Below are 613 nucleotides of genomic sequence, written 5' to 3'. Positions count from 1 at the left end.
GCCGTAACCTGGCTGAAACTCTTCTTCGGCATGTGATTGTAGCTGCCAGGCAGGAAAACCTTAACCGGATCGAGTTAAATGCCCTTGTCGACAATATACCGGCCCGTAGACTCTATGAAAAACTTGGGTTTACCACAGATTCCGTTGCCTACGAGCTCCCGTTGAATAAATAAATGGTTAGTTAATATATAAAGCAGCCGTAATGCTTAAGAGCCCTGGTTTAACATGTTTAAACTGCTGAGCGGCAATATATTCTTTTATATCGAGAGGAGATTTAAATATGCGTGATTACCGGGAAATACCCTTATGGAAAGATGCAACACCTGAAGAGTGGAACGACTGGCGCTGGCAGGTGCGCAACCGCATCACCACCCTGGAGCAGTTAAAACAGGTTATAGACCTTACCGATGAGGAAGCAGAAGGAGTTAAACAGTGCCTTCAGCATTTTCGCATGGCAATTACACCCTACTATGCCACCCTCATAGATCCCAAAGACCCCAACTGCCCTGTGCGTAAACAGGCAGTCCCATCAGCCCATGAAACCCACTGGTCGGAATTTGACATGGCCGACCCGCTGCACGAAGATGTCGATTCTCCCGTGCCCGGCCTAACC

The 613-nt window shown here is 48.1% G+C and carries 1 protein-coding gene; it reads left to right on the top strand.

What is annotated here, in order from left to right:
- Positions 1 to 280 precede the first annotated feature (280 nt).
- Positions 281 to 613: lysine 2,3-aminomutase (locus SCJ97_11720; protein MDW7740696.1), on the top strand; the 333-nt coding region annotated here is incomplete at its 3' end.

This window comes from Bacillota bacterium (assembly GCA_033549065.1).
GTDB lineage: Bacteria > Bacillota > Dethiobacteria > DTU022 > DTU022 > JAWSUE01.
This window is presented reverse-complemented; position numbering and strand designations above follow the sequence as displayed.